The 24,384-nt window shown below is 64.0% G+C and carries 27 protein-coding genes and 1 tRNA gene; 13 read left to right on the top strand and 15 right to left on the bottom strand.

The genetic code is table 11. The annotated features are described in order from the left end of the window. Positions 1–23: 23 nt before the first annotated feature. From ACV1FX_RS38165 to ACV1FX_RS38125, 9 genes are all read right to left on the bottom strand, one after another. Positions 24–530, bottom strand: coding sequence for a GNAT family N-acetyltransferase (locus ACV1FX_RS38165; RefSeq protein WP_473122669.1), 507 nt, complete (start codon positions 528–530; stop codon positions 24–26). 98 nt (positions 531–628) lie between these two features. After that, positions 629–901 carry a BQ00720 family protein gene (locus ACV1FX_RS38160; RefSeq protein ID WP_027528273.1) on the bottom strand — a complete coding sequence of 91 codons (273 nt, stop codon included), beginning with the start codon at positions 899–901 and terminating at the stop codon, positions 629–631. A gap of 51 nt (positions 902–952) precedes the next feature. Next, the gene (locus ACV1FX_RS38155) at positions 953–1,378 is read right to left on the bottom strand and encodes an Hsp20 family protein (protein WP_035704151.1); all 426 of its coding nucleotides are present in this window, start codon (positions 1,376–1,378) and stop codon (positions 953–955) included. 319 nt (positions 1,379–1,697) lie between these two features. Next, positions 1,698–2,789: a sn-glycerol-3-phosphate import ATP-binding protein UgpC gene (locus tag ACV1FX_RS38150; protein WP_473122668.1), complete on the bottom strand. Its 1,092-nt coding sequence runs from the start codon at positions 2,787–2,789 to the stop codon at positions 1,698–1,700. A 5-nt stretch (positions 2,790–2,794) separates the two neighbouring features. Next, entirely contained in the window at positions 2,795–3,643 is an 849-nt protein-coding gene (ugpE, locus tag ACV1FX_RS38145) for a sn-glycerol-3-phosphate ABC transporter permease UgpE (protein ID WP_473122667.1), read from the bottom strand. Then, a complete protein-coding gene (gene ugpA / locus ACV1FX_RS38140; protein WP_473122666.1) occupies positions 3,643–4,524 on the bottom strand; it encodes a sn-glycerol-3-phosphate ABC transporter permease UgpA in 882 nt (293 codons plus the stop codon). The genes ugpE and ugpA overlap by 1 nt, the downstream gene beginning before the upstream one ends. A 48-nt stretch (positions 4,525–4,572) precedes the next feature. Beyond that, positions 4,573–5,889, bottom strand: a complete 1,317-nt coding sequence (ugpB, locus tag ACV1FX_RS38135; RefSeq protein WP_473122665.1) for a sn-glycerol-3-phosphate ABC transporter substrate-binding protein UgpB — start codon at positions 5,887–5,889, stop codon at positions 4,573–4,575. A gap of 393 nt (positions 5,890–6,282) precedes the next feature. Beyond that, positions 6,283–7,488 (bottom strand): CaiB/BaiF CoA transferase family protein, encoded by a 1,206-nt coding sequence (locus ACV1FX_RS38130; RefSeq protein WP_473122664.1) that lies wholly within the window; start codon positions 7,486–7,488, stop codon positions 6,283–6,285. Between the two features lie 185 nt (positions 7,489–7,673). Further along, positions 7,674–8,099: an organic hydroperoxide resistance protein gene (locus ACV1FX_RS38125; protein ID WP_473122663.1), complete on the bottom strand. Its 426-nt coding sequence runs from the start codon at positions 8,097–8,099 to the stop codon at positions 7,674–7,676. Positions 8,100–8,268: 169 nt separating this feature from the next. Between ACV1FX_RS38125 and ACV1FX_RS38120 the strand changes: the two genes are divergently transcribed. Then, on the top strand, positions 8,269–8,730 hold the full coding sequence (locus ACV1FX_RS38120) for a MarR family winged helix-turn-helix transcriptional regulator (protein WP_027528280.1): 462 nt from the start codon (positions 8,269–8,271) through the stop codon (positions 8,728–8,730). A 29-nt stretch (positions 8,731–8,759) separates the two neighbouring features. Here the strand turns inward: ACV1FX_RS38120 and ACV1FX_RS38115 are convergent, their stop codons facing one another. The 3 genes from ACV1FX_RS38115 to ACV1FX_RS38105 form a co-directional block, all read right to left on the bottom strand. Then, the gene (locus tag ACV1FX_RS38115) at positions 8,760–8,996 is read right to left on the bottom strand and encodes a GIY-YIG nuclease family protein (protein WP_473122662.1); all 237 of its coding nucleotides are present in this window, start codon (positions 8,994–8,996) and stop codon (positions 8,760–8,762) included. Positions 8,997–9,283: 287 nt separating this feature from the next. Further along, positions 9,284–9,359: transfer RNA gene (locus ACV1FX_RS38110), tRNA-Ala, on the bottom strand. A 97-nt stretch (positions 9,360–9,456) separates the two neighbouring features. Next, positions 9,457–9,864 (bottom strand): TIGR02300 family protein, encoded by a 408-nt coding sequence (locus ACV1FX_RS38105; protein WP_473122661.1) that lies wholly within the window; start codon positions 9,862–9,864, stop codon positions 9,457–9,459. A 181-nt stretch (positions 9,865–10,045) separates the two neighbouring features. Here ACV1FX_RS38105 and aroA point away from each other — a divergent pair, with 181 nt between their 5' ends. Continuing rightward, the gene (aroA, locus tag ACV1FX_RS38100) at positions 10,046–11,383 is read left to right on the top strand and encodes a 3-phosphoshikimate 1-carboxyvinyltransferase (RefSeq protein WP_473122660.1); all 1,338 of its coding nucleotides are present in this window, start codon (positions 10,046–10,048) and stop codon (positions 11,381–11,383) included. Then, entirely contained in the window at positions 11,380–12,009 is a 630-nt protein-coding gene (gene cmk / locus ACV1FX_RS38095) for a (d)CMP kinase (RefSeq protein WP_473122659.1), read from the top strand. Before aroA ends, cmk begins: the two co-directional genes overlap by 4 nt. A gap of 50 nt (positions 12,010–12,059) precedes the next feature. Here cmk and ACV1FX_RS38090 read toward each other — a convergent pair whose 3' ends face one another. After that, entirely contained in the window at positions 12,060–12,236 is a 177-nt protein-coding gene (locus tag ACV1FX_RS38090) for a hypothetical protein (protein WP_473122658.1), read from the bottom strand. Between the two features lie 511 nt (positions 12,237–12,747). Here ACV1FX_RS38090 and rpsA point away from each other — a divergent pair. The 10 genes from rpsA (at position 12,748) to ACV1FX_RS38040 (ending at position 22,767) form a co-directional block, all read left to right on the top strand. Further along, the gene (gene rpsA / locus ACV1FX_RS38085) at positions 12,748–14,454 is read left to right on the top strand and encodes a 30S ribosomal protein S1 (RefSeq protein ID WP_473122657.1); all 1,707 of its coding nucleotides are present in this window, start codon (positions 12,748–12,750) and stop codon (positions 14,452–14,454) included. A gap of 329 nt (positions 14,455–14,783) precedes the next feature. Next, on the top strand, positions 14,784–15,764 hold the full coding sequence (gene sppA / locus ACV1FX_RS38080) for a signal peptide peptidase SppA (protein WP_473122656.1): 981 nt from the start codon (positions 14,784–14,786) through the stop codon (positions 15,762–15,764). 173 nt (positions 15,765–15,937) lie between these two features. Next, positions 15,938–16,243 carry an integration host factor subunit beta gene (locus tag ACV1FX_RS38075; RefSeq protein ID WP_027528287.1) on the top strand — a complete coding sequence of 102 codons (306 nt, stop codon included), beginning with the start codon at positions 15,938–15,940 and terminating at the stop codon, positions 16,241–16,243. 70 nt (positions 16,244–16,313) lie between these two features. Next, entirely contained in the window at positions 16,314–16,706 is a 393-nt protein-coding gene (locus ACV1FX_RS38070) for a DUF1049 domain-containing protein (RefSeq protein ID WP_473122655.1), read from the top strand. Between the two features lie 65 nt (positions 16,707–16,771). Continuing rightward, the gene (locus ACV1FX_RS38065; protein ID WP_473122654.1) at positions 16,772–17,431 is read left to right on the top strand and encodes a phosphoribosylanthranilate isomerase; all 660 of its coding nucleotides are present in this window, start codon (positions 16,772–16,774) and stop codon (positions 17,429–17,431) included. Further along, positions 17,428–18,645: a tryptophan synthase subunit beta gene (gene trpB, locus ACV1FX_RS38060; RefSeq protein ID WP_473122653.1), complete on the top strand. Its 1,218-nt coding sequence runs from the start codon at positions 17,428–17,430 to the stop codon at positions 18,643–18,645. The genes ACV1FX_RS38065 and trpB overlap by 4 nt, the downstream gene beginning before the upstream one ends. Beyond that, positions 18,642–19,478 (top strand): tryptophan synthase subunit alpha, encoded by an 837-nt coding sequence (gene trpA, locus ACV1FX_RS38055; protein WP_473122652.1) that lies wholly within the window; start codon positions 18,642–18,644, stop codon positions 19,476–19,478. Before trpB ends, trpA begins: the two co-directional genes overlap by 4 nt. 212 nt (positions 19,479–19,690) lie before the next feature. After that, complete coding sequence (gene accD / locus ACV1FX_RS38050) at positions 19,691–20,632, top strand: acetyl-CoA carboxylase, carboxyltransferase subunit beta (RefSeq protein WP_473122651.1); 942 nt, start codon at positions 19,691–19,693, stop codon at positions 20,630–20,632. Continuing rightward, positions 20,629–21,972: a bifunctional folylpolyglutamate synthase/dihydrofolate synthase gene (locus ACV1FX_RS38045; RefSeq protein WP_473122650.1), complete on the top strand. Its 1,344-nt coding sequence runs from the start codon at positions 20,629–20,631 to the stop codon at positions 21,970–21,972. The genes accD and ACV1FX_RS38045 overlap by 4 nt, the downstream gene beginning before the upstream one ends. 54 nt (positions 21,973–22,026) lie before the next feature. Then, positions 22,027–22,767, top strand: coding sequence for a metallophosphoesterase family protein (locus ACV1FX_RS38040; RefSeq protein WP_473122676.1), 741 nt, complete (start codon positions 22,027–22,029; stop codon positions 22,765–22,767). An 87-nt stretch (positions 22,768–22,854) separates the two neighbouring features. Here ACV1FX_RS38040 and ACV1FX_RS38035 read toward each other — a convergent pair whose 3' ends face one another. Continuing rightward, positions 22,855–23,871 (bottom strand): ATP-dependent DNA ligase, encoded by a 1,017-nt coding sequence (locus tag ACV1FX_RS38035; RefSeq protein ID WP_473122675.1) that lies wholly within the window; start codon positions 23,869–23,871, stop codon positions 22,855–22,857. Positions 23,872–24,014: 143 nt separating this feature from the next. Next, positions 24,015–24,335, bottom strand: coding sequence for a thioredoxin (gene trxA, locus ACV1FX_RS38030; RefSeq protein ID WP_473122649.1), 321 nt, complete (start codon positions 24,333–24,335; stop codon positions 24,015–24,017). Between the last annotated feature and the right edge of the window lie 49 nt (positions 24,336–24,384).

The following is a 24,384-nucleotide window of genomic DNA, read 5'->3' as shown; positions in this document are numbered from 1 at the left end:
GCTTCACCTTTGGGAAGCACCAACTACAGCGAGCGCGACAGGTAGCGCACCGTCTTGCGTCCATTGTGGATGCTGGCGCTGCCGACCTCGATGAATCCCGACGCGGCATGAAATGCATCCGACGACGGGTTCGGGGGCTGCCGATTGACCTCACAAACGATGCGATCGTGCCCGGCCTCGGCGGCACGATCGAACAGGTCGGCATAGAGTCGACGCGCACATCCGTTACCACGTGCCGATGGTGCGACAACGATTCGGTCGACATAAACAAAGCGCGCGTAGCGGGATCGAAACCACAGAAAGTTCGGACTGTCGTATTGTCCGTCCTGGTCAAGCGCGATCAGGAAAGCGTCGAGCTCGCCGAGCCTCCGGGCGTAGAAGGCCTGCGCGACGAGATGTTTCATCCGCTCAGGCTCAAGCCATGACAGTTCCGCCGCGTGGCTGTTGTTGAGCGCGAGGAGGGCGGCACAAAGCTGCTCGCCGGGCGATATCTCGAAGCCGGTGATTGCGACGGGTGCGATCGTGTTCATGACGACGATCTACCAAGCGCGAGACCCAAAGCAAAACGGGCACGCCTTCGCGCGAAGGCATGCCCGCTTGAAATTCTATCGATGCGAAGTGCGCGCGCTCAGTGCACGCTCACCGCCTGCAACTCGTTGCTCCAGGCATTGGCGATCGCGGCTTCGCGGCTGTCGGTCAGCATGATCGGCGTGCCGTCGGCGGCGTGGAGCGCGAAGAGTTTGAGGCCCGGCGCAATCTTGGGCGCCTCGGGAAACAAATCGGGCACGTCCTCCGAGCGGATCTGCTTCACATAGGCGATGTGGCCCTCGCCGAGGGTTGCCAGCGTCTCGGGCGAGACGTTGTTGGCTTCGTATTCGAACGCAACGTGACCGTTACTCATGGTCTCGACTCCTCTCTCGAAACTAAGCGGTCGAGTCCGCTACTCGTTCCATTATTCGTGCTCATTGATAGCGATTGTCTTAACGATCCTTTCCGGTTCCGGCCGGGCGAGATCAATCGACAACAACCCGTTCTTCAAATCCGCACCCAGCACCAGCATCCCCTCCGCCAGCACGAAGGTGCGCTGGAAGTGGCGCGCGGCGATGCCGCGATGGATGTATTGCCGGGTCTTGTCGTCCTGCTGACGCCCGCGGATCACGAGCTGGTTTTCCTCAATGGTTACATCGAGTTGGTCGCGGGTGAAGCCGGCGACCGCCAGCGTGATACGCAGCCGCTCGGGCTGGCCGTCCGATCCGCCGCACCTCTCGATATTGTAGGGAGGGTAGCCGTCGGCGCCTTTGACGACCCGATCGAGCACGCGCTCGATCTCGTCGAAGCCCAGAAGGAACGGACTGGATAACGTGGGAACACGAGACATAGTTTACAAAGTCCTCGCAAAGCGACTTTGACGTTTCAGGGCCCTGAATGGCACCCCTTGTGACCCAATATGGGCACATCCCCGTGCGGGTTCAAGCACCTGGCGGGGGCGCTGCACAGCCGTCATTCCCCCGCAGGTGACGTCATGGCCGGGTTTGTCCCGGCCATCCACGACCTTTCTCCCGGCACAAAGAACGTCGATGCCCGGGACAAGCCCGGGCATGACGAGGTTGCGGCGCGAGCTATCCCAAAAAGTACCGACCATCGGCTACTTTGCATGGGGTTGTTTTCGAGTTTTTGATCTTGCCGGCCCAAAGGCCTCAGGCCTCGATCCGCCTCCGCCCGTCGCCGCTGAACAGATGCAGCTTGTCGCGCACCGCGGCGACGCGGATGTTCTGGCCGATCGCGGGGGCCTCGGCGCCCGGGATCCGGACGATGACTTCGCCCGGCGGCAGCTCGCCGGGCGTTGCAGCAACCTGCTGCTCCTCTTGCTGGCGCGCGCCGTAGACGAAGGTTTCGGCGCCGACCCGCTCGATCGCCTCCACGGTGAGGGCAAGCGCCACGCCGCCCGCCGGCGTCTGGTCGGTGATGACAAAGTCCTCCGGGCGGATGCCGAGGATGCCGGCCTCGGCCGCGCGGCCGTTGGCGCCGAGCTGTGTCCTGATCTCATTCGGCCGTGTCGACATCAGATTCATCGGCGGTGCACCGATGAAGGAGGCGACGAACGTCGTTGCCGGCTTCTCGTAGATCGCGAGCGGATTGCCGATCTGCTCGACCTGGCCGCCGTTCATCACGACGAGGATGTCGGCCAGCGTCATCGCCTCGAGCTGGTCGTGGGTGACGTAGATCGACGTCGTGTTCAGCCGGCGCTGCAATTTGCGGATCTCGACGCGCATTGCGATGCGCAGTTTTGCGTCGAGATTGGACAGCGGTTCGTCGAACAGGAACACTTTTGGCTGCCGCACGATGGCGCGGCCCATGGCGACACGCTGGCGCTGGCCGCCGGAGAGCTGGCGCGGCTTGCGCTCGAGCATCGGTGCGAGCTCGAGCACGCGCGCGGCTTCCTCGACGCGCGTCTTGATCTCGTCTTCCTTCATGCCGCGGTTGCGCAGGCCATAGGCCATGTTGTTGTAGACGCTCATATGCGGATAGAGCGCGTAGTTCTGGAACACCATCGCGATGTCGCGGTCGGCGGGCTCGACCTGGTTGACGACGCGGCCGCCGATGTCGATCTCGCCGCCAGAGACGGTCTCGAGCCCCGCGACCATGCGGAGCAGCGTCGACTTGCCGCAGCCGGAAGGGCCGACCAGCACGCAGAACTGGCCGTCGCCGACATCGACGTCGACGCCCTTGATGGCCTCGAAGCCGCCGGGATAGGTCTTGCGGACGTTGCGCAGGGTGACGTTAGCCATAGTCTCTACTTCTCCGTCTCGACCAGTCCGCGCACGAACAGCTTCTGCATCGCGACGACGACGAACACCGGCGGCAGCATCGCGAGCACGGCCGTCGCCATCACGATCGGCCATTCGGTGAGCGCATCGGTGGTGGTGATCATCTTGCGGATACCGATCTGGATGGTCTGCATGTCGTCACGCGTGGTGATCAACAGCGGCCAGAGATACTGATTCCAGCCAAGGATGAAGAGGATCACGAACAGCGCCGCCATGTTGGTGCGCGACAGCGGCAGCAGCGTATCCCAGAAGAACCGCAGCGGGCCGGCACCGTCGATGCGCGAAGCCTCCAGCAGCTCGTCCGGCACCGTCATGAAGAACTGGCGGAACAGCAGCGTCGCGGTGGCCGACGCGATCAGCGGCAGCGACAGGCCGGCAAAGCTGTCGAGCATGTGCAGATCAGCAACGATCTTGTAGGTCGGATAGATGCGCACCTCGACCGGCAGCATCAACGTGATGAAGATGATCCAGAAGATCGGCATCCGGAACGGGAAGCGGAAATAGACGATCCCATAGGCCGAGACGATCGAGATCGCGATCTTGCCGACCGCGATCAGCATCGCCATGATCAGCGAGTTGAGCATCATGTTGGCGACGGGCTCGCGGGTCGAGCCGCTCGTGCCGACGAAGATCGTCTGGTAGTAGACTTCGAAGAAATGTCCGCCCGGCAGCAGCGACATCTGACCGTTGGCGATCAGTGCGTTGTCCTGGGTCGAGGCGACGATCGCGATGTAGACGGGGAAAGCGACGATCGCGATGCCGATCCACAGGATGATATGGGCGATGTAGCGGCGGATGCCCTCTTGCTCGACCATCAGTAGGTCACCTTGCGTTCGACGAAGCGGAACTGGATTCCCGTCAGCACGATGACGATGACCATCAGGATGACCGACTGCGCCGCGGAGCTGCCGAGATTGCCGCCGAGCAGGCCGTCGGAATAGACCTTGTAGACCAGCGTTTCCGTCGCCTTGCCGGGACCGCCGCGCGTCATCGTGTCGATGATGCCGAAGGTGTCGAAGAAGGCGTAGACGATGTTGACGACCAGCAGGAAGAAGATGGTCGGCGACAGCAGCGGGAAGGTCACGGTCCAGAACCGCCGCATCGGGCGGGCGCCGTCGATCGCCGCCGCTTCCATCACGCTCTTCGGGATGGCCTGGAGGCCGGCCAGGAAGAACAGAAAATTGTAGGAGACCTGCTTCCAGGCGGCGGCGAGGATGACCAGCAGTGCGGCCTGGTTACCGTCCAGCAGCGGATTCCAGTCGATGCCGGCGGCGCGCAGATAGCGCGAAATGACGCCGAGCGAGGGGTGCAGCATGAAGATCCAGAGCACGCCGACCACGGGCGGGGCGACCGCATAGGGCCAGATCAGCAAGGTGCGATAGAGCGCGCCGCCGCGCATCGGCTTGTCCGCCATCACGGCGAGGAGCAGCGCCAGGGACAACGAAGAGAGGGCGATGGCGAACGAGAAGAAGAAAGTCCGGACGATCGCCTCGAAATAGGTCGGCTCCTTCAACAGTTCGACGTAGTTGTCGAACCAGACGAAGCTGGTCGAGAGGCCGAAGGCGTCCTGCAGCAGGAAAGATTGGATCACCGCCTGCGCGGCCGGCCAGTAGAAAAAGATCAGCACGATCGCGAGCTGCGGTGCAACCAGCGCGAACGGCAATAGCCTGGATTGGAAAATGGCTTGCTTTTGCATGATGTGAGGTGAGCGGCAGGCCGCGAGATCGGCCTGCCGCTCATCGCCTTATTTTACGGCGGTCTTTTCGAACTGCCGGAGCATCGTGTTGCCGCGTTCGACGGCGGCGTCGAGCGCCTGCTTGGCGGTCTTCTTGCCGGCGAGCGCCTGCTCGATCTCCTCGCACCAGACGTCGCGAAGCTGTGCCATGTTGCCGAGCCGCAGGCCGCGGGAGTTCTCGGTCGGCTCCTTGTTGGTCAGCTCCAGCAGCGGCGTTTCGAGATAGGGCTGATCCTTGTAGAAGCCCTCGGCCTTCGCCTTCTCATAGGCCGCCTTGGTAATCGGCAGATAGCCGGATGCCTTGTGGACCCAGACCTGGCGGTCGGTGTCCGAGAGGAAGGTCAGGAATTTTGCGACACCCTTGTACTCATCGGCAGTCTTGCCACCCATCACCCAGAGCGAAGCGCCGCCGATGATCGAGTTCTGCGGTGCGCCCTTGACGTCCGGATAATAGGGCATTGGCGCGGCGGCAAAGTTGAACTTGGCCTGAGCCTTGATGTTGGCGAACAAGGAGGAGGAGCTCAGGAAGATCGGGCACTCGCCGGAGGTGAAGCGGCCCTCGCCGGTGTTGGTGCGGCCGGCGTAGTCGTAGGTCTTGTCCTTCTGAAGCTCGACCAGGTTCTCGAGATGCTTGACCTGGAGCGGGCCGTTGAACTCAAGAACCGTATCAAAGCCGTCGAGACCGTTGGCCTTGGTCGAGAGCGGTACGTTGTGCCAGGCGGAGAGCTGCTCGATGTTGACCCAGGTGGCCCATGCATTGGAGAACCCGCAGGTCGCGTGGCCGGCAGCCTTCAGCTTCTTGCCGGCCTCGAATACTTCCGGCCAGGTCTTCGGGATCTCGACATTGGCCTTCTTGAGCTCATCGAGATTGATCCACATGACCGTGGACGAGGAGTTGAACGGGAAGGACAGCATTTCGCCCTTCGTGGTCGAGTAATAGCCGGTGATCGCGGGCAGGTAGGCCTTGGGATCGAACTTCTCGCCGGTCTCGGCCATCAGCTTGTAGACGGGTTTGACGGCGCCGGTCGCGGCCATCATGGTCGCGGTGCCGACCTCGAAGACCTGCATGATGTGCGGCGCATTGCCGGCGCGGAACGCCGCGATGCCGGCGTTCATCGTGTCGGGATAGCTGCCCTTGTAGGTCGGAATCACCTTGTAGTCGCTCTGCGACGCGTTGAAGTCGTTGGCGAGCTTGACGATGACGTCGTTGTTCGCGCCCGTCATCGCGTGCCACCACTGGATTTCGGTCACGGCCAGCGCCGGCGAGGCGGCAAAGCCGAACGTGGCGGCAATGGCGGCAGCCGCAGCGAATTGTCGAAGAGCCATTAAGAAAACCTCCCTTGGGCCGTCATCAAAGAGCGCTTGCGCTAGCAGCGCCATGTGACGTTCACGTGACTGTGTAAGCGGCCGAAACGAAAGCGGCAAGCGGCGCAAAAGGGAAGCCGGAAAATAGGCGGAGACGAAGCGCGCGGCCGCGCCGCAGCATTGGATGGGCGGTGAGCGGATCGCGCGGCTGAACAGATGGCTTTGGGCAATGCGCTGCGGCCGCAAGCTCGGAAAGCTCTCCCGCTTGCGGGAGAATCGGCGCGCAGCACCGGGTGAGGGCTCTATCCTCTGGGGGAGTCTTCGTTGTTGAGACACCCTCTCCCCGCCCCTCCCCCGCGAGCGGGGGAGGGGGTGCACCGACGTTGCGGTGCCGCTCACTATCTCGTCGCAACCCTAGCGCTTGCGCTCGGGACCGCAGACCACGCCCTTCTCGACCAATGCGTCGATCTCGGCCCTGGAATATCCGAACTCGCCGAGCACTTCAGTGGCGTGCTGGCTGAATTTCGGCGGCACGCGGCGCAGGCTCGGCTTGCTGCGATCGAGCCGGATCGGCGAGGCGACGCCCTTGTACCAGTCCTTCTCGATGACATCGCCGCGGTAGATCGTGTGCGGATTGTTCAACGCCTGGTCGATCTTCTGCACGGGGCCCGCGGGCAGTCCGGCGGCGAGCAGGCGGTCGCACAGCGGCTCGGCCTCGTGCTGGCTGAACACCGCGGCCAGCTCGGCGCGCAGCGCCTCGCGATTGGCGATGCGGTCCTTGTTGCGGGCAAAGCGCGGATCGGTGCCGAGCTCGGGCTTGCCGATCTCCTTGGCCAGCTTGCGGAACGTGCCGTCATTGCCGACGCCGATGAAGATGTCGTCGGTCCTGGTCGGGAAGATCGCGTAGGGCACGAGATTGGGGTGCTCGTTGCCGGTCAGGCTCGGCGGCTTGCCATGCATGAAATAATTCGCGGTGTGCGGATGCATGATCGCAAGGCCGGTCTCGTAGAGCGTGGTCTCGAGGAATTGCCCAAGCCCCGAGCGCTGCCGCTCCGACAGCGCCATCAGGATGCCGATCGCCGCATAGAGCCCGGTGGTGATGTCGACCAGCGGCACGCCGATCCGCATCGGCCCGCTTTCCCTCGAGCCGGTCGCCGCGATCATGCCGGTCATCGCCTGGATGATGGCATCATAGCCGGGATTGCCGCCGCGCGGGCCGTCGGCGCCGAAGCCGCAGATCCGGCAATGCACCAGACGCGGAAATTTTTCACGCAAGCTCTCGTTGCCGATGCCCCATTTCTCGAGTGTGCCGGGCTTGAAATTCTCGATCAGGACGTCGGCCGTCTCCAGCATCTTGAGCAGCACGACGCGGCCGCCTTCGGAGGCGAGGTCGAGGCCGATCGAGCGCTTGTTGCGGTTGATGCCGACGAAGTAGGCCGCGTCCTCCTCATGGAAGGGAGGTCCCCATTCGCGCACCTCATCGCCCGCGGGCGGTTCGACCTTGATCACATCGGCGCCGTGGTCGGCGAGAATCTGCGTGCAGTAGGGGCCGCCGAGCACGCGCGTGAGGTCGATGACGCGCAGCCCACTCATCGCACCGATTGCTGTTTCGGAAGTCATGACGGCAACCTTCGCTCAAGGGAGGATCGATGTACGATCCCAGGCCTAGCGAGGTTCGCGAAAGCCGGCAATGGCTCCCGGCGTAGGGCCGCATGCGCCGCCGCGCTCAATCCCGCGGCGTGGCATATCGAGGCGCGAGCGGCTGGCTCGAGGGGATCTCGGGCCAGCCAGGATTGCCTTCGGCGTCACGCAACCTTGAGGCGGACGTCGACGTTGCCACGGGTCGCGTTGGAGTACGGGCAAACCTGATGGGCCTTCTCGACCAGTGCCTCGGCCTCCGCGCGGGGAACGCCGGGCAGCGAAACCACGAGTTCGACGTCGAGGCCGAAGCCGCCTTCCGAACGCGGGCCGATGCCGACCGTCGAGGTCACCGAGGTGTCGGCGGGAACCTTCGGTCCGCCCTGGGAGGCCACGAACTTCATCGCACCGATGAAGCAGGCGGCATAGCCGGCTGCAAACAGCTGCTCGGGATTGTTGCCGGCGCCGCCGCCGCCCCCGAGCTCCTTCGGGGTGGTAAGCTTCACGTCCAGCGCGCCGTCGAGGGTCGCAGCATGGCCGTCGCGGCCGCCGGTGGCCTTGGCGCTGGTCTTGTAGAGCACGTTCACGGACATCTTGAGTCTCCCTAGTTTCAGGTTGGGGCTAGCCGTATATCGCAGACAATTAGATTGTGCACAATATGAATTGTGATGCCTCACATTTAATTGTTCGCAATTGAATGTGCCGCCGCTCCGCCCCAGAATGTCGAAGCGAATCTCTTGAGGTTTTCCATTGAGGCTTTCCATGGCTCGGAAACAACTGGCCGCCGACCAGCCGCTGCGGCTCGATAACCAGATCTGCTTTGCGGTCTATTCCGCCGCGCACGCCTTCAACCGCGTCTACAAGCCGCTGCTCGACCGGCTCGGCCTGACCTATCCGCAATATCTGGTGATGCTGGTGCTGTGGGAGCGCGACGGTGTGCCGCTGAAGGATATCGGCGAGCGGCTGTTCCTGGACTCCGGCACGCTCACGCCGCTGCTCAAGCGCCTGGAAGCCGCTCAGCTCGTCAAGCGCACGCGCTCGACCGAGGACGAGCGCCAGGTGCTGATCGCGCTGACGCCGCAGGGGCAGGCCCTGAAGGACAAGGCGCGCAGCGTGCCGCAGTCGATCCTGGCCGCATCCGACTGCACGGTGCCCGAGCTGGTGGCAATGAAGAACGAGATCGTCGCGCTACGCGACCGGCTGAATGCTGTGATTGGGGAGTAGCGGGCCTTCTGCGCCAGGCTTTGTTGCTCTTAAAGGCGCTTCTTCGCAAAAGCTCGGCCCGAAGCCGATTTCAGGTACTTCTCGAAGGCAATCGCCTGGGCCTCATCGCTGAAAGCGATGTAGGTTTTAATACGCCAAGGGCCATACTTTGACGTGTGGGGCACCTCGCCGGCGTTGTGCTTTGCGAGCCGGGCTCGCAGGTCATCGGTGATGCCGATGTAGAAATGCTCTGAATCGAGGCTTTCGAGAATGTAGACGTACTTCATCCTGTCCCCCCGCTCCACGCAGTGGGCGGATACTATCTCAGGACGAAGTTTTGCCGAGGCCCGGCTTCGCCATTCGGGCTACGCCGCGGCAGCCTTCGCTAGCTTCACTACGATGGAGCGGAGCTGGCTTGCCGAGCCGCAGCTCGCGAAGCGGATAATATTTCAGGCCGAAGTTTTGTGAGAGCCCGGCTTCGCCCTTCGGGCTACGCCGCGGCAGCCTTCGCTAGCTTCGCTACGATGGAGCGGAGCTGGCCTGCCGAGCCGAAGCTCGCGAAGCGAGCGAAGGCTGGTGGAGCCAGGCGGGATCGAACCGCCGACCTCTTGCATGCCATGCAAGCGCTCTCCCAGCTGAGCTATGGCCCCGTTAGTTCGGTAGGGTGATCCTGGGGGATCACTCCGGCCGCCGAGCCCTAAAGGCGACTCGCGCGGCAGCACCGTTGATCACAGATCAGGTCTGATCTCAAGTCTCTTCATCGCCTCCGACATCACCAATGATGTCGGTCACGTCCTCATCGCCCTCTTCGTCGTCGGCGATGAAGGTCGAATCATCGTCATCGTCGTCCTCGAGCGTCTCGTCGACCTCGATGTCGTCCTCGGATTCGGGCACGGCGGCCTTGACCTTGCCGGTGTTCTCCTCGGCATCGGCCTCCTCGAGGGAAACCATCTCTTCGGTCTCGGCCGGTTCCGGCGTGGTGTCCTGAGCCATGCTGCGCGCTTCGGCGCCACGGGTCGGGCGTGCCGGCGCCACCGGCGCAATCGGCACCACCTCGCCGGTATAGGGCGAGATCACCGGATTCTTGTTGAGGTCATAGAACTTCTTGCCCGTGGTCGGGCAAATGCGTTTGGTTCCGAGTTCGGACTTGGCCACGGCAGGAATCCTGGGAATGTCTGAAAAGCGGTGCTTCACTTGGCTAGTTGGCGGCCCGCTGTCAATAGCGCATTGCGGAGGAAAGACATGCCCGTGACGGCGGGCTGACCATATGGTACCTGCGCGCGCGAGCCGCCGGGGAGCATTCGAGGTCCACCTGCGGGCATTCAAGGACACAATCTTGGCTCATTCCGACCAACCGAGCCCGCTTCAGTCCCGCGCCAGCGGTGCCCTGACCGGGAAAGTACGGGTACCCGGGGACAAGTCGATTTCCCACCGCTCGCTCATCCTGGGCGCGCTGTCGGTCGGCGAGACCCGGATCACAGGCCTGTTGGAGGGCGAAGACGTCCTCAATACCGCCAAATCCATGCAGGCGCTCGGCGCATCGGTTGAGCGCACCGGTGATTTTGCCTGGCGTGTGCGCGGGGTCGGTGTGGCCGGCTTTGCCCAGCCAAAGGCGCCCCTGGATTTCGGGAATTCGGGGACCGGGTGCCGGCTGGTGATGGGGGCGGTCGCGGGCTGCCCGATCTCGGCCGTGTTCGACGGCGACGCCTCGCTGCGCAGCCGTCCCATGGGCCGCGTGCTCGATCCGCTGGAGAAAATGGGGGCCAAGGTCGTCGCCGTTGGCGAGGGCGGTCGTCTTCCGCTGACGCTCCAGGGCGCGCGCGATCCCCTGCCGATCACCTACAAGACGCCCGTGGCTTCAGCCCAGATCAAGTCGGCGGTCCTGCTGGCGGGACTGGCTGCGCCGGGGACGACGACCGTCATCGAGAGCGAGGCTAGCCGCGACCACACCGAGCTGATGCTGAAGCATTTTGGCGCCGACATCACGTCGGTAGCGGAGGGCCAGCATGGCCGCCGCATAGCGCTCGTCGGCCAGGGCGAGCTGCACGGCGCCGCTGTCGTGGTGCCCGCCGATCCTTCATCGGCGGCCTTTCCGGTCGTCGCCGCGCTGATCGCCGAAGGCTCCGATGTCGTGCTGTCCGACATCATGACCAATCCGCTGCGCACCGGGCTCTTCACGACGCTCCGCGAAATGGGCGGCTCGATCGAGGAGAGCGAAGTCCGCGGCGATGCCGGCGAGCCGATGGCGAGCTTGCGCGTGCGCGCCTCGAAACTGCGCGGCGTCGAGGTGCCGCCGGAGCGCGCGCCGTCGATGATCGACGAGTATCTGGTGCTCGCGGTGGCGGCGTCCTTCGCGGAAGGCACGACCATCATGCGCGGCCTGCACGAGCTGCGCGTCAAGGAATCCGATCGGCTGGCGGCGACCGCCGACATGCTGCGCGTCAACGGCGTCAAGGTCGAGATCTCCGGCGATGATCTGATCGTCGAGGGCAGGGGGCACGTGCCAGGCGGCGGTCTCGTCGCCACCCATATGGATCATCGGATCGCGATGTCGGCGTTGGTGATGGGCTGTGCGTCCGACAGGGCCGTGAAGGTCGACGACACCGCCTTCATCGCCACCAGCTTTCCCGACTTCATTCCCATGATGCGTTCGCTGGGGGCCGATTTTTCATGATCATTGCCATCGACGGCCCCGCGGCCTCCGGCAAGGGTACGCTCGGCAAGCGCCTCGCGCATCATTACGGCTATCGTCACCTCGATACCGGCGTGATCTACCGCGCGGTTGCCCATGCGCTGCTGGAGATGGGGGCCGATCTGCACAACGAGGCGCTGGCCATCGCGGCGGCGCGCCAGCTCGATCCCAAGACCTTCGGCAATCCCGCGCTGAAATCGCATGAGGTCGGCAACGCCGCCTCGATCGTCTCGGCCCTTCCGGGAGTGCGCGAGGTGCTGCTGAATTTTCAACGCCAGTTCGCGTCCCACCCGCCCGGCGCGGTCCTGGATGGCCGCGACATCGGCACGGTGATCTGTCCGGATGCCGATGTGAAGATTTTTGTCGTTGCTGATCCAAGGGTCCGCGCACGGCGGCGGACGCTGGAGGCACAGTCCCGCGGCGAACAGGCCGACGAGGCTGCGATCCTGGCCGATATCATCAAGCGCGACGAGCGGGATCAGAACCGCCCGACGGCGCCGCTGCGTGCCGCGCCCGACGCGCACACGCTGGACAATTCCAATCTGGGTATCGACGAGAGCGTGCAGGCTGCGATCGATATCGTCGAGGCGGTCCGGGCGAAGCGCTAAAGCGCGATGAGTTTGCCATCGCGCTTCAGATCCGGCCTGGATCGGTTGGATCAGTTCTTCGACCAGTAGCGGTCGAATGGCAGTTCCTGATCGATCATCCACATGACCGGCTGCGAGGTCATCACCATCGTAACGTTGTGCTCGGTCGTCGCAGCGCCGGGCATCACGGTAATGCCATTTGCGGCGGTCACGACGGCAAATGCCACCAGCATGATGAAGTTCTTCATTGGATACTCCCCCTGTTTTTGACGGCGCCAGAGTGCCCCAGGAGGCTTAAGGCCCAGTTCCATCCGGTTCTGTGCAAAGGGCCCCTGCGGAGCAATTCGGAGGATGCGGTCAACGAGGCGTAGACGTGTCAAATTCAAGGGGGCGGGCGTAACCTGCCGTCAGTCTTAAGGGCCCGTGAATCGGCCATTTCCGGCTTGCCCGAAAGGACCGTGAGGGCTATATCAGCGCCGTCCGGGCCGCCATCGATCTGATCGAGGCCGTCCCGAGCGGGCCGGCGTCGGGTCGAAACCCTCGCCGCATCTGGAGGAACGCCCGCTCCCGGTCTTGAAGACGATAATTTCGCTTCCGGCCCCCGGTCAATCAATACGTACCGAACGTGCAGTTCATCTGCCGGCCCGCTGTTGCGCCTCGCGCAATGAGCGGTCGTTGGGGTTTGCGGAACCCTGACACTTCACGCGCGATACGCCCATCAACCCGAACGGCCGGCGAGATTCCGCAACTGGAGAACAAATGGCTTCGACTTCCGCTAATACCTACAGCCCCTCGCGTGACGATTTCGCCGCGATGCTCGACGAGTCCTTTGCAGGCGGCAATCTGCAGGAAAGCTCCGTCGTCAAGGGCAAGGTTGTTGCAATTGAAAAGGACATGGCCGTCATCGACGTCGGCCTGAAGACCGAGGGCCGTGTCGCACTGCGCGAATTTTCCGGCCCCGGCCGTGAGAGCGACCTCAAGGTCGGCGACGAGGTGGAAGTGTTCCTCGATCGCATCGAAAACGCCCTCGGCGAGGCCGTGCTGTCGCGCGACAAGGCGCGCCGCGAAGAGAGCTGGGGCAAGCTCGAGAAGGCGTTCCAGAACAACGAAAAGGTCAACGGCGTCATCTTCAACCAGGTCAAGGGCGGCTTCACCGTCGACCTCGACGGTGCCGTGGCCTTCCTGCCGCGCTCGCAGGTCGACATCCGTCCGATCCGCGACGTTGCGCCGCTGATGAACAACTCGCAGCCGTTCCAGATCCTCAAGATGGATCGCCGCCGCGGCAACATCGTCGTCTCCCGCCGCACGGTGCTGGAAGAGACCCGCGCCGAGCAGCGTCAGGAGCTGGTGCAGAACCTCGAAGAGGGCCAGGTCATTGACGGCGTGGTCAAGAACATCACCGATTACGGTGCGTTCGTTGATCTCGGCGGCATCGACGGCCTCCTGCACGTCACCGACATCGCGTGGCGCCGCGTCAACCACCCGACCGAGGTGCTATCGATCGGCCAGACCGTGAAGGTCAAGATCATCAAGATCAACCACGAGACGCACCGCATCTCGCTGGGCATGAAGCAGCTGCTGGATGATCCGTGGCAGGGCATCGAAGCCAAGTACCCGCTGGGTGCCCGCTTCACTGGCCGTGTCACCAACATCACCGACTACGGCGCGTTCGTCGAGCTCGAGCCGGGCATCGAAGGCCTGATCCACGTCTCCGAGATGTCGTGGACCAAGAAGAACATGCACCCCGGCAAGATCGTTTCGACCTCGCAGGAAGTCGAAGTGCAGGTGCTGGAAGTCGATTCCGTCAAGCGCCGCATCTCGCTCGGCCTCAAGCAGACCATGCGCAACCCCTGGGAGGTCTTCGTCGAGAAGCATCCGACCGGTTCGGTGGTCGAAGGCGAGGTCAAGAACAAGACCGAATTCGGCCTGTTCCTGGGTCTCGAGGGCGACGTCGACGGCATGGTCCACCTCTCCGACCTCGACTGGAAGCTTCCGGGCGAGCAGGTGATCGACAACTACAAGAAGGGCGACGTGGTGAAGGCCGTCGTGCTCGATGTGGACGTCGAGAAGGAGCGCATCTCGCTCGGCATCAAGCAGCTCGAAGGCGACCCATTCGCCGAGCCGGGCGATGTCAAGAAGGGCGCGGTCGTGACCTGCGAAGTGCTCGAAGTGAAGGAAGCCGGTATCGAGGTGAAGATCGCCGGTACCGACTTTACCACCTTCATCAAGCGCTCCGAGCTTGCCCGTGACCGCAACGACCAGCGCGCCGAACGCTTCGCAGTCGGTGAGAAGGTCGATGCCCGCGTCATCCAGTTCGACAAGAAGGCCCGCAAGGTCCAGGTGTCGATCAAGGCGCTGGAAGTCGCCGAGGAGAAGGAAGCCATCGCGCAATACGGCTCCTCCGATTCGGGAGCGACGCTGGGCGACATCTTGGGCACCGCGCTCAAGAACCGCGACAGCAAGTAAGCGAAACGCTGGTTTCGCAAGCATCAAAGCCCCGGCGCGAGCCGGGGCTTTTTTGTTGCAACAAATGACGCCGTCGTCCCGGGGCGCGCGCAGCGCGAGCGCGGGACCCATAACCACAGGAAGTAGTTTGACGAAGATCGGAGTTACCGGCTCGCGCCACAACTTCTCCCTGGGGTTATGGATCCCGGCCTTCGCCGGGATGACAAATGAGGTGCTGCACTACCAAGCCCTCAATTCTTCAAATTGCGTCGCAATTGATGTATCCAGATAGGCCAATGGTCACGCTGCGACTGCAAAAGGCGTGAGCCCACACATTTGGAGATTTTTCGATGTCGCTCGATTCGGACATCATCGTCGATCGCCGCCGGATCCGCCGCAAGCTGACCTTCTGGCGTGTCGCTGCCGCGCTGATCGCGATCGCGGCAATTGCAGGCTTTGCGCTGGTCGCCACGCCGGGCGCGCGGGGCACATTCGCGTCCGCCGGCTCGATCGCGCGCGTCCAGATCGATGGCCTGATCCGCAGCGATTCCGAGCGTACCCAGGCGCTGGAGCGGCTGGAGAATTCGCGCGCGGCCGCCGTCATCGTCCACATCAACTCGCCGGGCGGCACCACCGCCGGCTCCGAGCAGCTCTATGATTCGCTGACGCGGCTGAAGGCGAAGAAGCCGCTCGTCGTGGTGGTCGAAGGCCTTGCCGCCTCGGGCGGCTACATCACGGCGATCGCAGCCGACCACATCATTGCACAGCAGAGCTCGCTGGTCGGCTCGATCGGCGTCTTGTTCCAGTTTCCGAACGTATCTGATCTCCTGAAGACCATCGGCGTGAAGGTCGAGGAGGTGAAATCTTCGCCGCTGAAAGCAGCGCCGAACGGTTTCGAGCCCACCAGCCCCGAAGCGCGCGCCGCGCTCGATGCGCTGGTGAAGGATTCCTACGCCTGGTTCAGGGGACTGGTGAAGGAGCGTCGCGGCATGGATGACGCGCAGCTCGAGAAAGTCGCTGATGGCCGCGTGTTCACCGGTCGGCAAGCGATCGAGCTGAGGCTGATCGATCAGCTCGGCGACGAGAAGACCGCAGTGAACTGGCTCGTCGAGCAGAAGGGCGTCAAGAAGGATCTCCCGGTTCGCGATTACAAGCTCGAACCTCGCTTCGGCGATCTGCCATTTCTCAAGTCGGCGGCCACCGTCACGCTCGAAGCCGTCGGTTTGAGCTCGCTGGCGCATCAGATCGAGCGCAGCGGCGTCGCGCAGGCGGTCGATCGGATCGGTTTGGACGGAATGCTCGCACTATGGCAGCCCGCCGCGTCGAATTGACTGGGAACCGGGCGAGGCCGAGAGGGTTTTCCCGCTCGGCTTGTATTGTGACAGACCCCCTTTCCGGCCTTTGTCACGTACTTTAGCGCCATCCAAACTTGATTTAGCGTCTTGACAGTTCAAGGCATTTTCACGGAAATGGTCATCCGCACGCTTCCGGGTCCTATCTCTCGATGATCAAATCCGAACTTGTTCAGCGTATCGCCGAGCACAACCCGCATCTTTACCAGCGGGATGTCGAGAACATTGTGAATGCGATCCTCGAGGAGATCGTCGCAGCGCTTGCGCGCGGCGATCGGGTCGAGTTGCGCGGATTCGGTGCTTTTTCGGTGAAGCATCGCCCCGCGCGGGCAGGACGCAATCCGCGCACCGGTGCCCATGTGCCGGTCGACCAGAAGAGCGTCCCGTTCTTCAAAACGGGCAAGGAAATGCGCGAGCGGCTGAACCGCGACCATCCGGATCCCGGCGGGCCGGACTAGGGCCAGGCCCAAGTTTACCGGTGTGGCCGCTTGACGCGGCCATAAGCATGATTCAAGGCGAGCGATCGAGATGCGAAAATTCCTGACCGCGTTGATCGTGATTCCGTTCGGTCTGCTGCTTGTGGACTTCGCCGTCGCCAACCATCATCTGGTAACGGTCTCCTTCGACCCCTTCAATTCGGCCGATCCGGCGCTGACGGCCGCCCTGCCACTATTCCTGCTCCTGATCCTGGTGGCTGTCCTCGGGGTGCTGGCCGGCGGGTGCGCCGTCTGGTTCGGCCAGCGGCATTGGCGTCGTGCGGCGCGCCGGCATGAGGCCGATGCGCGCTCGGCGAGGTCCGAACTGGCTGACTTGAGGGCCTCCACGGCGGCCTCGCGGCCCGATCCGCAGCGGTTGCCGGTCCTGGCAGGAAGCGGCCTTTACGGTCCCGTCGGGCGAGACAAGCAGCGCGCGACGTTGTAGAAGCGGCCGCACCGAAAACCCCGATTTCCGGCCGCGGCCTCGCGGCTTCCACGCGCTTTGAGACCATGACCCTGCTCGTCAAAATCTGCGGCCTGTCCACGCGCGAGACGCTTGACGTCGCGCTCGATGCCGGCGCCGACATGGTGGGGTTCGTGTTCTTTCCGCCCTCGCCCCGGCATCTGTCGCTGGAAGCCGGGCGCGATCTCGGTCGGCAGGTCAAGAAGCGCGCGCTGAAGGTCGCGCTCACGGTCGATGCCGACGACGCGACGCTCGACAACATCATGGACGCGCTGTCGCCGGACATTCTGCAGCTCCATGGCAAGGAGAGCGTCGCACGGCTGCGCGACATCAAGCAGAAATTCGGCCGCCCCGTGATGAAGGCCCTGCCGATCGAGACGGCGGCCGATCTCGCGGTGCTGCCGGGCTATGCCGCGGTCGCCGACCGCATCCTGTTCGATGCCCGTCCGCCGAAGGACGCAACGCGGCCCGGCGGGCTGGGCGCCCCCTTCGACTGGCACCTGCTGGAAAACCTCGATCTGAAGCTGCCATACATGGTCTCGGGCGGGCTACACGCCCAGAACGTTGCGGAGGCCCTGCGCCTTACCGGCGCCGGCGGCGTCGACGTCTCCTCCGGGGTCGAGAGCGCCCCCGGCGTGAAGGACCCGGAGCTGATCACAGCCTTTATTCGCGCTGCGCGCGCCACCCAAGAGTTGAGCGTACGATGAACATCGCCAAACCAAACTCCTATCGCAGCGGCCCGGACGAGCGCGGCCATTTCGGCATTTTTGGCGGACGCTTCGTCGCCGAAACCCTGATGCCGCTGATCCTCGATCTGGAGAAGGCGTACAACGCGGCCAAGGCCGATCCGGCCTTCCAGGCCGAGATGAACGGTTATCTCAAGAACTATGTCGGCCGGCCCTCGCCGCTGTATTTCGCCGAGCGCCTCACCGAGCACCTCGGCGGCGCAAAAATCTATCTGAAGCGCGAGGAGCTGAACCACACCGGTTCGCACAAGGTGAACAACGTGCTCGGCCAGATCATGCTGGCACGGCGCATGGGCAAGAAGCGCATCATCGCCGAGACCGGTGCCGGCCAGCACGGCGTTGCCACCGCAACGCTCTGCGCGCGCTTCGGGCTGGAATGCGTGGTCTATATGGGCGCGGTCGACGTCGAGCGGCAGCAGCCCAACGTCATCCGCATGGAGATGCTGGGCGCAAAGGTGTTTCCGGTGCAGTCGGGCACGCGCACGCTGAAGGACGCGATGAACGAGGCGCTGCGCGACTGGGTCACCAACGTGCACAACACCTTCTACTGCATCGGCACGGTGGCGGGGCCGCATCCCTATCCGACGCTGGTGCGCGACTTCCAGTCGATCATCGGCAATGAGACCAAGACGCAGATGCAGGAGGTCGAAGGCAGGCTGCCGGATTCGCTGGTCGCCTGCATCGGCGGCGGCTCCAATGCCATGGGCCTGTTCCATCCCTTCCTCGATGATCCCTCCGTCGAAATCTTCGGTGTCGAGGCCGCGGGCCACGGGCTCACGCAATTGCATGCGGCATCGATCGCGGGCGGCCGTCCCGGCGTGCTGCACGGCAACCGTACCTATCTCTTGATGGACGCGGACGGCCAGATCCAGGACGCGCACTCGATCTCGGCCGGTCTCGACTATCCCGGCATCGGGCCCGAGCATTCCTGGCTGCACGAGATCGGACGCGTCAACTATCTCTCCGCGACCGACGACGAGGCGCTCGCGGCATTCCAGCTATTGTCGCGGCTCGAAGGCATCATCCCGGCGCTGGAGCCTGCGCATGCCATCGCCAAGGTGATGGAGCTCGCGCCGAAGCGGCCCAGGGATCACCTGATGGTCGTCAATCTCTCCGGTCGCGGCGACAAGGACGTCCCGCAGGTCGGCGATATCCTGAGGGGCAAGTCCAAGTGACCACGCGTATCGACACCCGTTTTGCCGAGCTGAAGAAGCAGGGCCGCTCGGCTTTCGTCACTTTCGTGATGGCCGGCGATCCCGATCCGGCGACGTCGCTCGAGATCATCAAGGCGCTGCCGAAGGCGGGCGCCGACGTGATCGAGATCGGCATGCCCTTCACCGATCCGATGGCCGACGGCCCGTCGATCCAGGCTGCCGGCCTCCGCGCGCTCAAGGGCGGCATGACGTTGAAGAAGACTCTGGATCTCGTGGGCGGCTTCCGCAAGGACGATGGCACGACGCCGATCGTGCTGATGGGCTACTACAACCCGATCTACATCTACGGCGTGGACAGGTTTTTGGCTGATGCAAAGACCGCCGGCGTCGATGGTCTCATCATCGTCGATCTGCCGCCGGAGGAAGACGACGAGCTCTGCCTGCCCGCAATGAAGGCCGGCCTCAACTTCATCCGCCTGGCGACACCGACGACCGACGACAAGCGCCTGCCGGCCGTGCTCGCCAACACTTCGGGCTTCGTCTACTACGTCTCGATCACCGGCATCACCGGCGCGGCGGCGGCCGATTCCTCGGCCGTGAGCGAAGCGGTCGCCCGCATCAAGCGGCATACAAGCCTGCCGGTCTGCGTCGGCTTCGGGATCCGCACGCCGGAAACCGCCCGCGCCATCGCCTCGCATGCCAATGGCGCGGTGGTCGGCACCGCGCTGGTAGATGCGCTCAAGAACAGCCTCGATGCGGAGGGGCGCGCGACTGGCAAAACCGTTAATGCCGTCGCCGAGCTGACCGCATCCCTCGCCCAGGGCGTGCGGGGCGCGCAGCAGGCAGCGGAATAGGCCATAATTCCGCTTCTAAGGCGCGATGAGGTTGGGTTGAATCATCATCGCGCTTTAGCTCTTTGTTTGTGCGTGATCTGTTGGAAAGCCGCTTCACACTTTTCCGGATCATGCTCTAAAGCGGACCACACGGCGGCTTGCCGGGGAATGTCCCGGCCGCCATATATCCCTTCAGGCGATTCCCAGGGCGGGATGGCTAATCGGAGCAAACCATGAACTGGCTCACCAATGTGGTCCGGCCGAAAATCCGCAACATGCTGCGGCGGGAGACGCCGGAGAATTTGTGGATCAAATGCCCGGATTCCGGGCAGCTCGTGTTCTACAAGGACGTCGAGGCCAACCAGTTCGTCATCCCCGGCTCGAACTATCACATGCGCATGGGCGCAGTGGCGCGGCTCAAGTCGATCTTCGACAATGAGACCTGGTTCGACGTCGCGCTGCCGGAGGTCGCTGCCGATCCGCTGAAATTTCGCGACGAGAAGAAATACGCCGACCGCATCAAGGATGCGCGCGCCCGCACCAATCTGAATGATGCGATCAAGGTCGGCTATGGCAAGCTCGAAGGCGCCGCCGTCGTCATCGCCGTGCAGGACTTCGACTTCATGGGTGGCTCCCTCGGCATGGCCGCGGGCGAAGCCATCGTCCGCGGGCTCGAACTCGCGGTCGAAAAGAAGTCGCCGTTCATCGTGTTCGCGGCATCCGGCGGCGCGCGCATGCAGGAAGGCATCCTGTCGCTGATGCAGATGCCGCGCACCACGGTCGCCGTGCAGATGCTGCGCGAGGCGAAGCAGCCCTATATCGTTGTGCTGACCAATCCTACCACCGGCGGCGTCACCGCATCCTATGCGATGCTCGGCGACGTGCAGATCGCCGAGCCTGGCGCGCTGATCGGCTTTGCCGGTGCTCGCGTCATCGAGCAGACCATCCGCGAAAAGCTCCCCGAAGGTTTCCAGCGCGCCGAGTACCTGAAGGAGCACGGCATGGTCGACATGGTCGTGCATCGTCACGACCTGCGCCCGACGCTGGCGCGGCTCTGCCGTTTGCTGACCAGGTCGCCGGCACTGGAGGGCGCGTCGAAATCAGCGCAGCCGGTTACCAGCGCGGCGCAGATCGTATCGGCTCCCGACGTGGCGCCGGCCGCACCGCACGCGTGAACGCCTCCGCTGACAGCGCAAAGTCGTCGCTCGGTGACGTGATCGGGCGGTTGTCGGCTCTGCACCAGCAGCGCATCGATCTCGGGCTCGAGCGGATGCACCGCCTGCTCGAGCGGCTCGGCAACCCCGAGCGCAAGCTGCCGCCGGTGATCCACATTGCCGGCACCAACGGCAAGGGCTCGACGCTCGCTTATCTCCGCGCAACGCTGGAAGCAGCGGGCCTGCGCGTTCACGCCTATACCTCTCCGTATCTGGTCCGGATCAACGAATGCTTCCGGCTCGGCCGCCTCAACGGCGGCGTGCTGGTTGGGGATGACGAATTGCGTGCCGCGCTTGAAGAAGTCGAGCGCGTCAATGCCGGCGAAGCCGCGACCGTGTTCGAGCTCAAGACCGCCGCCGCCTTTCATTTGTTCGCGCGACATCCGGCCGATGTGGTGCTGCTGGAGGTCGGCCTCGGTGGGCGGCTCGATTCGACCAACGTGATCGACACGCCCGCGGCCTCCGTGATCACGCCGGTCAGCATGGACCACATGGACTTCCTCGGCGATACGCTAGCCTCGATCGCCGGCGAGAAAGCAGGGATCATCAAGCGCGGCGTGCCCGTGATATCGGCCGAGCAGCCGGGCGAGGCCATGACTGTGATCGAGGCGCAGGCCAAGCGCATGCGTGCGCCGCTGTTTGCCGCCGGCGAGAGCTGGCACGTCAATGTCGAGCACGGGCGTCTCGTCTATTCCGACGACCGCGGCCTGATGGATCTTGCAGCGCCGCGCCTGTTCGGCCGTCACCAGTTCGACAATGCCGGCCTTGCGATCGCGACGCTGCGCGCGGTGAGCATCTTCAAGATACCTCATGCGGCGTTCGAAGCCGGCATCGTCGGCGCCGAATGGCCGGCGCGGATGCAGCGGATCACCTCCGGTGCGCTGCTCGGCTGGGGGCCGCAGGGCTCCGAGGTCTGGCTCGACGGCGGCCACAATGCCGAAGGCGGCCGCGTCGCGGCGGCCGCGCTCGGCGACCTCGAGGAACGGGTGTCGCGTCCCCTGGTGGTGATCGCCGGCATGATGGCCAACAAGGACGCGCAGGGGTTCCTGGCGAATTTCGCCGGCCTCACCCGTCACATCATCGCGGTGCCGATTCCGGAGACCGAGAACGCCATGCCGGTCGACCGGCTTGCGGATGCCGCACGCAGTTTCGGCATGCGCGTCGAGACCTCGCCGGGCGTCGAGGCCGCGCTGCGTGCGCTGTCACGGCTCGCCTATGAAGTGCCGCCGCGCATCCTGATCACCGGCTCGCTCTATCTCGCCGGCCACGTGCTCGGGATCAACGGCACGCCTCCTGCATAAGGCTCTCGTGTCCCGGACGCGACGCAGAGCCGGGGCACGAGATAGGGAGTGACGATGCGTTTTGCCGCGATTGCCGACGTCCACGGAAACTATCTCGCGCTGGAGGCGGTTCTCGCCGACATCCGCACGCAGGGCATCAAGGACATCGTCGATCTCGGCGACATGCTGAGCGGCCCGCTCGATGCGCGCCGGACGATCGATATGCTGATGGCTCTGGATGCCGTGCACGTGCTCGGCAACCACGACCGCTATCTCCTCGACCGCCCGCCCGAGAAGATGGGCTCATGGGATCGTCCTGCCCATGCGCAGCTGGATGGTTCGCATCTGGACTGGCTGCGTGCGCAGCCGATGACGCGCGTGTTTCGCGACCAGGTATTCCTGTGCCACGCGACACCTGAGGACGACGAAGTCTATTGGCTCGACACCGTTCATCCCGACGGGACGGTCGCGATGTCGCCGCTGGATCGCATCGAGCGGTTCGCAAAAAGCATCGCGCAATCCCTGATCCTCTGCGCGCACACGCATCTTGCACGGGCCGTTCGGCTGCGTGACGGCCGGATGATCGTCAATCCCGGCAGCGTCGGCAGCCCCGGCTATCGCGACGAGCATCCGTATCCGCATCTCGTCGAGGCCGGCTCGCCGCACGCGCGCTATGCAATCCTTGAGCTGGTGAACGGTGCGTGGCAGGTGACGTTTCGCCACATCGCTTACGATCACGAGGCCATGGCCGCGCTGGCACGGCGCAATGGCCAGAGCGAGCTCGCGAACGCGTTGGCGACGGGGTGGATCAGATAGACATCTTCGCCGTGTAGCCCGGATGGAGCCGACGGGTCGGCGCAACGCGCCGCCCGATGACAGGCTCCGCGAAATCCGGGTAACCGGCTAGGCCTGCTTCAGCAGCTTCATGGGATCGGCGGCCTTCTGCTTCAACTGCTCGAAGGTGCATTGCCGCGGTGCCTTGTCGGGCCGCCAGCGCTGGATCGAGGTGCCGTGGCGAAAGCGTTCGCCGCTGAAATGGTCGTAGCAGACCTCCACCACCAGCTTCGGCCTGAGCGGGCACCATTTCGCCGAGCGTTCAGTCGACCAGCGGCTGGGGCCGCCCGGCGCATTGCCGGTGAAGCCGGGCTCGCCGATCAGCGCCTCCAGCCTGTCGGTCAAAGCCGGCTTCTCTCCTTGCTTGATCGCCGAGGTGAAACCGACATGATGCAGGAGGCTCTTGTCGTCATAGAGCCCGAGCAGCAGCGAGCCGACCACCCTGCGGCCGGCGATCTTGTTGGTGGCATAGCGGAAGCCGCCGACCACGCAATCGGCGCTGCGAAATCTTTTGATCTTCTGCATGCCTTCGCGACTGCCGGCCTGATAGGGCAGGTCTATGCGCTTGGCGATGACGCCGTCCGAGCCGCCGCCGGATTGCGCCAGCCATTTTTGCGCTGTCGCATGGCTCGATGTGACCGGTGAGAGCCGGAAGCTCGTGTTGTTCCGGAAATTGGCTTTCGCGAAAGCTTCCAGCGCCGGCCTTCGCTCGGTCAGCGGCTTTCGGGCAAGCTGCCTGTCTTTGACGCTTCTCAGCAGATCGAAGGCGAGATAGAGCGCCGGCGTGTCCTGCGCGAGCTTCTTCACCCGGCTGGCAGCGGGATGAATTCGTTGCAGCAGCGCATCGAAGGAAAAGCCCTTGCCCTGCGGCACGACGATCTCACCGTCGAGCACGAAGCTGCTCGCCTTGAGCTTCAGTGCAGCGGCCACGAGCTCGGGAAAATAGCGCGCGAGATCCTCGCCGGATTTGGAGCGGAGATCGACGTTCTCGCCGTCGCGCGAGAGCAGGCAGCGAAAACCATCCCATTTCGGCTCATACTGCCATTCCGGGCCGCGCGGAATGACATCGACCGAGTGCGCTTCCATGGCAGCGAAGGAGGTGGATCTGCGCGCGCGTTTTCGGGGAGGGGCAGGCAAGGGCGGGCCTCGTCAACTCAGGACATGCCCTCCCAACGCAAAACGGCCGGCATTGCGCCGGCCGTTGTCGAAAATAATCCTGGCTGAACGGATCAGACCGCAGCAGTGATCCACTGCTGGAGCTTCGCCTTCGGCGCCGCGCCGACCTGGCGGGAGGCCATCTCGCCGCCCTTGAAGATCATCAGGGTCGGAATCGACATCACGCCGTACTTCGACGCGGTTTTCGGGCTCTCGTCGACGTTGAGCTTGACGATCTTGACCTTGTCGCCCATCGCGCCGGCGATCTCGTCGAGCGCAGGTGCGATCATGCGGCAGGGGCCGCACCATTCGGCCCAGAAATCGACGACCACCGGGCCGTTCGCCTTGAGCACTTCGGCTTCGAAATCGGTGTCAGAAACCTTGCCAACGGCCATTGGAGTACCTCGTTCGGTTGAAAGGAAACGGCGCGACGCAGAATCGCGC

It is taken from the genome of Bradyrhizobium ingae (assembly GCF_055791185.1).
Note: the sequence above shows the minus strand (reverse complement) of the source record. Positions and strands in the feature narration are given on the sequence as shown.

Excerpts from the sequence above, each read along its gene's own strand:
- sppA (WP_473122656.1), top strand. The coding sequence starts at position 14,784 with ATGTCGCTCGATTCGGACATCATCGTCGATCGCCGCCGGATCCGCCGC.
- ACV1FX_RS38035 (WP_473122675.1), bottom strand. The coding sequence starts at position 23,871 with ATGGAAGCGCACTCGGTCGATGTCATTCCGCGCGGCCCGGAATGGCAG.
- ACV1FX_RS38150 (WP_473122668.1), bottom strand. The coding sequence starts at position 2,789 with ATGGCTAACGTCACCCTGCGCAACGTCCGCAAGACCTATCCCGGCGGC.
- rpsA (WP_473122657.1), top strand. The coding sequence starts at position 12,748 with ATGGCTTCGACTTCCGCTAATACCTACAGCCCCTCGCGTGACGATTTC.
- cmk (WP_473122659.1), top strand. The coding sequence starts at position 11,380 with ATGATCATTGCCATCGACGGCCCCGCGGCCTCCGGCAAGGGTACGCTC.
- ACV1FX_RS38115 (WP_473122662.1), bottom strand. The coding sequence starts at position 8,996 with ATGAAGTACGTCTACATTCTCGAAAGCCTCGATTCAGAGCATTTCTAC.
- ACV1FX_RS38130 (WP_473122664.1), bottom strand. The coding sequence starts at position 7,488 with ATGACTTCCGAAACAGCAATCGGTGCGATGAGTGGGCTGCGCGTCATC.
- ACV1FX_RS38155 (WP_035704151.1), bottom strand. The coding sequence starts at position 1,378 with ATGTCTCGTGTTCCCACGTTATCCAGTCCGTTCCTTCTGGGCTTCGAC.
- accD (WP_473122651.1), top strand. The coding sequence starts at position 19,691 with ATGAACTGGCTCACCAATGTGGTCCGGCCGAAAATCCGCAACATGCTG.
- ACV1FX_RS38075 (WP_027528287.1), top strand. The coding sequence starts at position 15,938 with ATGATCAAATCCGAACTTGTTCAGCGTATCGCCGAGCACAACCCGCAT.
- ugpB (WP_473122665.1), bottom strand. The coding sequence starts at position 5,889 with ATGGCTCTTCGACAATTCGCTGCGGCTGCCGCCATTGCCGCCACGTTC.
- ACV1FX_RS38090 (WP_473122658.1), bottom strand. The coding sequence starts at position 12,236 with ATGAAGAACTTCATCATGCTGGTGGCATTTGCCGTCGTGACCGCCGCA.
- ACV1FX_RS38065 (WP_473122654.1), top strand. The coding sequence starts at position 16,772 with ATGACCCTGCTCGTCAAAATCTGCGGCCTGTCCACGCGCGAGACGCTT.
- ACV1FX_RS38165 (WP_473122669.1), bottom strand. The coding sequence starts at position 530 with ATGAACACGATCGCACCCGTCGCAATCACCGGCTTCGAGATATCGCCC.
- ACV1FX_RS38160 (WP_027528273.1), bottom strand. The coding sequence starts at position 901 with ATGAGTAACGGTCACGTTGCGTTCGAATACGAAGCCAACAACGTCTCG.
- ACV1FX_RS38120 (WP_027528280.1), top strand. The coding sequence starts at position 8,269 with ATGGCTCGGAAACAACTGGCCGCCGACCAGCCGCTGCGGCTCGATAAC.
- ugpE (WP_473122667.1), bottom strand. The coding sequence starts at position 3,643 with ATGGTCGAGCAAGAGGGCATCCGCCGCTACATCGCCCATATCATCCTG.
- ACV1FX_RS38040 (WP_473122676.1), top strand. The coding sequence starts at position 22,027 with ATGCGTTTTGCCGCGATTGCCGACGTCCACGGAAACTATCTCGCGCTG.
- ACV1FX_RS38125 (WP_473122663.1), bottom strand. The coding sequence starts at position 8,099 with ATGTCCGTGAACGTGCTCTACAAGACCAGCGCCAAGGCCACCGGCGGC.
- trpB (WP_473122653.1), top strand. The coding sequence starts at position 17,428 with ATGAACATCGCCAAACCAAACTCCTATCGCAGCGGCCCGGACGAGCGC.
- trxA (WP_473122649.1), bottom strand. The coding sequence starts at position 24,335 with ATGGCCGTTGGCAAGGTTTCTGACACCGATTTCGAAGCCGAAGTGCTC.
- ACV1FX_RS38070 (WP_473122655.1), top strand. The coding sequence starts at position 16,314 with ATGCGAAAATTCCTGACCGCGTTGATCGTGATTCCGTTCGGTCTGCTG.
- ugpA (WP_473122666.1), bottom strand. The coding sequence starts at position 4,524 with ATGCAAAAGCAAGCCATTTTCCAATCCAGGCTATTGCCGTTCGCGCTG.